Genomic DNA, 6,699 nt, shown 5'->3' with positions numbered 1-6,699 from the left:
AGCCGAGACCGAGAGGTCTCTTTTTTTATGTCTAGAATATACTATCTAGACCGCAGTGTCTTAAGAACAAAAGCAGGGAGTTGCCACGAAAAAAGGTGTACAATTGCTGGAGCAATTGCATAAGTAGTACTAGTGCATTACATGCAAAGTACTACTAATGTAAACTACTTTTAAATCTGATAAGATAGAACGTGTTAAATTATAAGATATATGGATGTGATTACTATGCATAAGCCAGTAATAGCTAAATTAAAAAGCATTTTAGAACAACGACCTATTTCACTCCATGTCCCGGGACATAAAAATAATACTATTGGTAATTTACAACAATTAGATGTTTCGATGGATATGACTGAAATTACCGGATTAGATGATTTGCATCATCCTGAAGGTATTATGCAGGAAACAATGGAAAACTTATCTAAACATAAAGATTATGATGCTTTTTTATTAGTAAATGGTACGACATCCGGTATTATGTCTGTTATACAGGGTTTTGCATCGTTATCGGGATCCTATATAATTGCGCGTAATGCACATAAGTCTGTATTTCACGGTCTCGAATTGGCCAACGGTGATGCCACACTATTACCAATGCAGTTGAGTAAACAAACGAGACAATATATAGGTCCAGATTTAGCACGCGTTGATTGGTATGCGCGTCAACATAAGTTAGCGATATTAACTTATCCTAATTATTATGGAGAATGTTTTGATATTGCATCAGCGATTCAACAGTTTAAAGACCACAACATTCCTATACTTATTGATGAAGCGCATGGCGCACATTTTGGTTTACCTAGTTTCCCACAATCTACAATGACAATGGGTGCCGACTATGTAGTGCAGTCGTATCATAAAACCTTACCTGCATTAACAATGAGTTCAGTCCTATATATACATAAAAATGCACCAATGCAAGCGGCAGTACGTAAATATTTAAGCTATTTTCAAACTTCAAGCCCTTCATATTTGATGATGTCGAGTTTGGAATTGGCACATGAGTTTTATGAGACGTATGATAATAAGGAATTTAGACATAAACGTGAACAGATTATTGCAGCATTACATACACAGGGGTTCGACGTTATAGAAAGTGATGATCCATTAAAACTAGTTATACAAGCTCCAGGTTATAATGGGTATGAAATACAGCAACTGTTTGAAAATGAAGCGATATATGTAGAATTGGCTGACGAATTACAAGCACTATTGATTTTACCATTGTGGCATGAAAATGATAGTTATCCGTTTGATAATTTAGTAGCAAGAATTCGCAAAATGCAATTACAGCAAAAAGCAACATATCAGCAAAGTATCAATTCTGTTGACAGTGAACAGGGCTATTATAAAGCGATGAGTATAAATAAAACTAAGCTACTTAATATTGAAGAAGCAACAGGATATTATTTAGCACAACACATTGTACCTTATCCACCAGGAATTCCAATTATGTTTCAGGGCGAAAAAGTGACCGAAAATATGATAGAATTAATGCGATATTGGTCTACTCAAAAAACAAGGGTAGAAGGTATGAAAGATAATAAAATAGAAGTTAAGGATGAATAACATGTCAGCATTTATCACACTGGAGGGTCCTGAAGGATCGGGAAAAACTACAGTTCTACAACAGGTTGCAGAAAAGCTAGCAACAGAATATAATATTATTTCAACAAGAGAGCCAGGTGGCGTTAATACAGGTGAGCAAATTAGAAAAATATTGCTAGAAGGTGAAGCGATGGATGAACGCACAGAAGCGTTACTATTTGCTGCATCGAGACGTGAACATCTTGTAGGAAAAGTAATTCCTGCATTAGAAGAAAACAAAGTTGTCCTATGTGATCGTTATATAGATAGCTCGTTAGCTTATCAAGGTTACGCAAGGGGTATAGGAATAGAAGAAGTGAGAAGCATAAATGAATTTGCGATTAATGGTTTATATCCGGATTTAACTATTTATTTAGATGTTAGTGTAGAAGTAGGACGTAATCGTATTATAAAAAATCTTCGTCAGCAAAACCGTTTGGATCAAGAAGATCTAGCATTTCACGAAAAAGTAGTAGCAGGTTACCATCAGCTTATTAAAGAAGATGATAATGGACGTTTTGTAGTGATTGATGCAGATAAAAATATTGACGATGTAGTAAATGAAACTTATAAATCTATCATCAAATATTTAAAAAAATTATGATATAATAATCAAAAGAGGTGTTTGAAAATGAAAATGATTATAGCGATTATACAGGATCAAGATAGTCAGGAACTTTCGGAACAACTTGTAAAACATAATTTTAGAGCTACTAAACTCGCAACAACAGGTGGCTTTTTAAAAGCAGGTAATACAACGTTCTTGTCTGGTGTTGAAGACGATCGTGTAGACGACATGTTACAAGTAATTAACGATACATGTGGAAATAGAGAACAACTCGTATCACCTATTACACCTATGGGTGGTAGTGCAGACTCTTATATTCCGTATCCAGTTGAAGTAGAAGTTGGGGGCGCAACGGTATTTGTAATGCCAGTTGAAGCATTCCATCAATTCTAAAATTACGGTTGCTATATGGCATTCCTCAGGTGACAAGCATGTTGCTTAAACCTAAAGATTGCCTTATATGCAGCCTTTTTATATAAAGGAGTATTTTAGCGATGGACGAATTAGCGATGCTGACAAATGCATATCAATCAAATAAGTTATCACATGCCTATTTATTTGAAGGTGACGATGCCCAAACAATGCAGCAAGTCGCAATTGACTTTGCAAAACTTATCTTATGTGATGACCAACAACAATGTCAGTTAAAAGTAGAAAATTTCAATCACTCTGACTTTATGTATATATCTTCCGAAGAGACAACAATAAAAAAAGAACAAATTGAACAATTAGTGCGACATATGAATCAATTGCCAATTGAAAGTACGCATAAAGTATATATCATTGAATCGTTTGAAAAATTAACAGTTCAAGGTGAAAATAGTATTTTGAAATTTTTAGAAGAGCCACCAGAGAACACAATCGCTATTTTACTATCCACTAAACCAGAGCAAATTTTAGATACGATTCATTCGCGCTGTCAGCATGTTTATTTTAAACCGATTGATAAGCTGAAATTTATTCAACGACTTGAAGAACGTGAAATATCACGGCCAGTTGCAGAGTTGATTAGTACATATACAACGCAAATTGATACCGCAGTGGCTTTAAATGAAGAGGCAGATTTGGCAGCGTTTCGTAAAAGTGTGTTGCGTTGGTGTAATTTATTGTTAACGAATAAATATATGGCACTTATCGGCATTGTAGAGCTCTTAAAACAAGCAAAAAATAGAAAATTACAGTTACTAGCCTTATCGGCAATTAACGGTTTCTTTGAAGATGTTATGCATGCTAAAGTAGGTACAGAGCAAAACTACATTTATCATGATATCAAGACAGATATTGAAAAGTATGCTAAGCAAATGGCATATAATCAAATTATTTTAATGTATGACCAAATTACGGAAGCACATAAAAAATTGAACCAAAATGTAAATCCTACATTAGTGTTTGAACAAATAGTTATAAAAGGGGTGAATTGATATGCAAAATGTGGTTGGTATCGACTTTCAAAAATCAGGGAAACTAGAATATTATTCACCTATGAATGTTGATTTAGAAGTAGGTCAATGGGTTGTTGTAGAATCAAAAAGAGGAATAGAAATGGGTCGTGTAAAATACGGACCTTTAGATGTTGCTGACGAAGATGTGACATTACCGTTAAAACAAATTGTACGAGTTGCAACAGCAGAAGATATTGAACATTACGAACAAAACGAACAAGATTCAGCAGAAGCGTTGGAATTATGTAAAAACACAGTGCAACAATTAGACTTAGCGATGCGTTTAGTTAATTGTGAATTTACGTTAGATAAATCTAAAGTTATTTTTAACTTTACTTCTGACGATAGGGTAGATTTTAGAAAACTAGTAAAAATTCTAGCACAAAAGTTGAAAACTCGAATAGAGCTAAGACAAATTGGTGTAAGAGACGAAGCGAAATTACTTGGTGGCATAGGTCCGTGTGGACGTTCGTTATGTTGTTCCACGTTTTTAGGTGATTTTGAGCCAGTATCTATTAAGATGGCGAAAGATCAAAACCTGTCGTTAAATCCAACAAAAATTTCAGGCGCATGTGGACGTTTAATGTGTTGTTTAAAATATGAAAATGATTATTATGAAGAAGCACGTGCACAATTGCCAGATGTAGGAGATGCTATTGAGACTCCTGAAGGAAACGGTAAGGTTGTGGGATTAAATATATTAGATATTTCTATGCAGATAAAAGTAGATGGTTTAGAACAACCTTTAGAGTATAAAGTTGAAGAGTTAGAAGCGTTTAATTAGGAGGCTTTCACTAAGTTGAATAGAAGTGAAATATTTGAAAGACTTGCGGATTTAGAAGCGCATGTAAATCAAATTAATAAAAATATGGTAGAATTGAAAAACTTAACTGTAGAATTAGTTGAAGAAAATGTCGCATTACAAATAGAAAATGAGAATTTTAAAACGTTAATAGATAAAGAAGAAGTCACAAAAGAAGTTGTCAATGATGCAACTGTAAATAAAAAGCAACCATTGAGAAGTAAAGATAATCTAGCGATGTTATACAAAGAAGGTTTTCATATTTGTAAAGGCGAATTATTTGGAAAACACCGTAAAGGCGACGATTGCTTATTTTGTCTTGATGTCTTGAGTGAATAAACAATTGTTTTAAAAATAGTTATAGATAGCAAGAGAGGATGAAGTGTCAGCGATAGGCTTGAATAATAGCAAGCATTGCCATTTCATTCTTTTTTTGGAGCGTGGAGGCAAGGTATGGAATTATTGGCAAATGAACGTTTAGACCAGTTAATTAAAGAAGAATTAAGTATTATTCAAAATGACGAAGTGTTTTCATTTTCGACAGATGCGCTATTATTGGCACATTTTACAGAAGTACGCAAAAAAGACCGTATATTAGATTTATGTTCCGGCAATGGTATCATTCCACTATTATTATCGGATAAAGGCGAACAACACATCGACGCTATAGAAATTCAACAGCAACTGGTAAATATGGCAGATCGAAGTATTCAGCACAATCAGCTAACAGGGCGTATTAAAATGTATGAGATGGATTTAAAACAAGCTCATATGCACTTTAAGCCATCCCAATATAATTTAGTAACGTGTAATCCACCGTATTTTAAAGCCAATCAGTTACACCAGCATCAAAAGGATGCACATAAAATTGCGAGACATGAAATATTATGTACATTAGAAGATTGTTGTTTGGCAGCAAGGCATTTATTGAAACAAGGTGGTCGTTTTATGATGGTCCATCGTGCAGAACGGGTGATGGATGTACTAAGTGAAATGCGCAAATATCAAATTGAACCGAAAAAGTTACATTTGATTTATAGTAAAACAGAACGGTCAGCACAAACGATTGTTGTTGAAGGACGTAAAAATGGGAATCAAGGACTAGCGATTCAACCACCGTTTTATATTTATAATGAAGATGGCACGTATTCTGATGAAATGAGACCAGTTTATTATGGATAATCATTATATTTATATCGTGAAATGTAGTGATGGCACTTTATATACAGGTTACGCTAAAGATATAGAGCAACGCATAGCTAAACATAATGCTGGTAAGGGTGCAAAGTACACTAAAGTTCGACGTCCAGTGACATTAGTCTATTCGGAAGTGTTTGAAACTAAATCGGCAGCACTAAAAAGAGAATATGAAATCAAAACATTTTCAAGACAAAAAAAATTACAGATGATTAGTGAGGTGAACTAAATGGCTACGTTATATTTAGTAGGTACACCGATAGGGAATTTGGCAGATATTACATATAGAGCAGTTGACACTTTGAAGAATGTCGATGTAATTGCGTGTGAAGATACACGTGTTACTAAAAAATTATGTAATCATTATATGATTGATACGCCTTTAAAATCATATCACGAACATAACAAAGCACAACAAACCGATTACCTCATCGAACAATTATTAAATGATACCAATATTGCGTTAGTATCTGATGCAGGATTACCGTTAATCAGTGATCCTGGTTATGAGTTAGTAGTTGCTGCACGGGAACATAATATCAAGATTGAAACGATACCAGGGCCTAATGCTGGTTTGACTGCATTAATGGCTAGTGGTCTACCATCATTTGTGTATACTTTTATTGGCTTTTTACCACGTAAGGAAAAAGACAAATTACAGGTGCTTGAAACACGCATGTATGAAGACAGTACGGTGATTTTATATGAATCTCCACATCGTGTGACTGATACATTAAAAGCTATTCGTAAAGTAGATGAATGTAGGCGTGTAACAGTAGGTAGAGAACTAACGAAAAAATTTGAACAGATTGAAACGGCTACTGTAAATGAGATATTGGTACAAATCGAAGCGGCTACTATCCCATTGAAAGGTGAATTTGTCCTATTAATTGAAGGTGCCACTGCAACTCAAGATACTTCATGGTTTGAATCAATGTCCATTGAGGAACACGTGCAATACTACACTGCACAAAACATGAAGCCTAAAGCAGCAATTAAACGAGTGGCTGAAGATAGACAAATGAAAACTAATGAAGTTTATGATATATATCATAACGTTAATGCTGATAATCAATAAACACAAGGAATACAGAAGTTATACT

Annotated in this window: 9 protein-coding genes; all 9 read left to right on the top strand. The window is 34.5% G+C overall.

Features of this window, described 5'->3' with window-relative positions:
- Positions 1-225 precede the first annotated feature (225 nt).
- The 9 genes from KA845_RS06085 (at position 226) to rsmI (ending at position 6,674) form a co-directional block, all read left to right on the top strand.
- Positions 226-1,569 carry an aminotransferase class V-fold PLP-dependent enzyme gene (locus KA845_RS06085; RefSeq protein WP_103388822.1) on the top strand — a complete coding sequence of 448 codons (1,344 nt, stop codon included), beginning with the start codon at positions 226-228 and terminating at the stop codon, positions 1,567-1,569.
- 1 nt (position 1,570) lies between these two features.
- The gene (gene tmk, locus KA845_RS06080) at positions 1,571-2,191 is read left to right on the top strand and encodes a dTMP kinase (RefSeq protein ID WP_103388823.1); all 621 of its coding nucleotides are present in this window, start codon (positions 1,571-1,573) and stop codon (positions 2,189-2,191) included.
- 27 nt (positions 2,192-2,218) lie between these two features.
- Entirely contained in the window at positions 2,219-2,548 is a 330-nt protein-coding gene (locus tag KA845_RS06075) for a cyclic-di-AMP receptor (RefSeq protein WP_002509784.1), read from the top strand.
- A 101-nt stretch (positions 2,549-2,649) separates the two neighbouring features.
- Entirely contained in the window at positions 2,650-3,576 is a 927-nt protein-coding gene (locus KA845_RS06070; RefSeq protein ID WP_103388824.1) for a DNA polymerase III subunit, read from the top strand.
- Position 3,577: 1 nt separating this feature from the next.
- Positions 3,578-4,381: a PSP1 domain-containing protein gene (locus KA845_RS06065; protein WP_021459053.1), complete on the top strand. Its 804-nt coding sequence runs from the start codon at positions 3,578-3,580 to the stop codon at positions 4,379-4,381.
- A 15-nt stretch (positions 4,382-4,396) separates the two neighbouring features.
- Complete coding sequence (gene yabA / locus KA845_RS06060; protein WP_002509787.1) at positions 4,397-4,738, top strand: DNA replication initiation control protein YabA; 342 nt, start codon at positions 4,397-4,399, stop codon at positions 4,736-4,738.
- Between the two features lie 114 nt (positions 4,739-4,852).
- On the top strand, positions 4,853-5,581 hold the full coding sequence (locus KA845_RS06055) for a tRNA1(Val) (adenine(37)-N6)-methyltransferase (protein ID WP_167868208.1): 729 nt from the start codon (positions 4,853-4,855) through the stop codon (positions 5,579-5,581).
- The gene (locus KA845_RS06050) at positions 5,574-5,825 is read left to right on the top strand and encodes a GIY-YIG nuclease family protein (RefSeq protein WP_103388826.1); all 252 of its coding nucleotides are present in this window, start codon (positions 5,574-5,576) and stop codon (positions 5,823-5,825) included. The genes KA845_RS06055 and KA845_RS06050 overlap by 8 nt, the downstream gene beginning before the upstream one ends.
- Entirely contained in the window at positions 5,826-6,674 is an 849-nt protein-coding gene (rsmI, locus tag KA845_RS06045) for a 16S rRNA (cytidine(1402)-2'-O)-methyltransferase (protein ID WP_103388827.1), read from the top strand.
- Positions 6,675-6,699: the final 25 nt, after the last annotated feature.

The sequence above is a fragment of the Staphylococcus sp. GDX8P114P-2 genome, from assembly GCF_017892945.1.
Taxonomy (GTDB): Bacteria; Bacillota; Bacilli; order Staphylococcales; family Staphylococcaceae; genus Staphylococcus; species Staphylococcus arlettae.
Note: the sequence above shows the minus strand (reverse complement) of the source record. Positions and strands in the feature narration are given on the sequence as shown.

Coding starts and splice junctions, on each gene's coding strand:
- KA845_RS06065 (WP_021459053.1), top strand. CDS start 3,578: ATGCAAAATGTGGTTGGTATCGACTTTCAAAAATCAGGGAAACTAGAA.
- KA845_RS06050 (WP_103388826.1), top strand. CDS start 5,574: ATGGATAATCATTATATTTATATCGTGAAATGTAGTGATGGCACTTTA.
- KA845_RS06075 (WP_002509784.1), top strand. CDS start 2,219: ATGAAAATGATTATAGCGATTATACAGGATCAAGATAGTCAGGAACTT.
- rsmI (WP_103388827.1), top strand. CDS start 5,826: ATGGCTACGTTATATTTAGTAGGTACACCGATAGGGAATTTGGCAGAT.
- tmk (WP_103388823.1), top strand. CDS start 1,571: ATGTCAGCATTTATCACACTGGAGGGTCCTGAAGGATCGGGAAAAACT.
- KA845_RS06085 (WP_103388822.1), top strand. CDS start 226: ATGCATAAGCCAGTAATAGCTAAATTAAAAAGCATTTTAGAACAACGA.
- KA845_RS06055 (WP_167868208.1), top strand. CDS start 4,853: ATGGAATTATTGGCAAATGAACGTTTAGACCAGTTAATTAAAGAAGAA.
- KA845_RS06070 (WP_103388824.1), top strand. CDS start 2,650: ATGGACGAATTAGCGATGCTGACAAATGCATATCAATCAAATAAGTTA.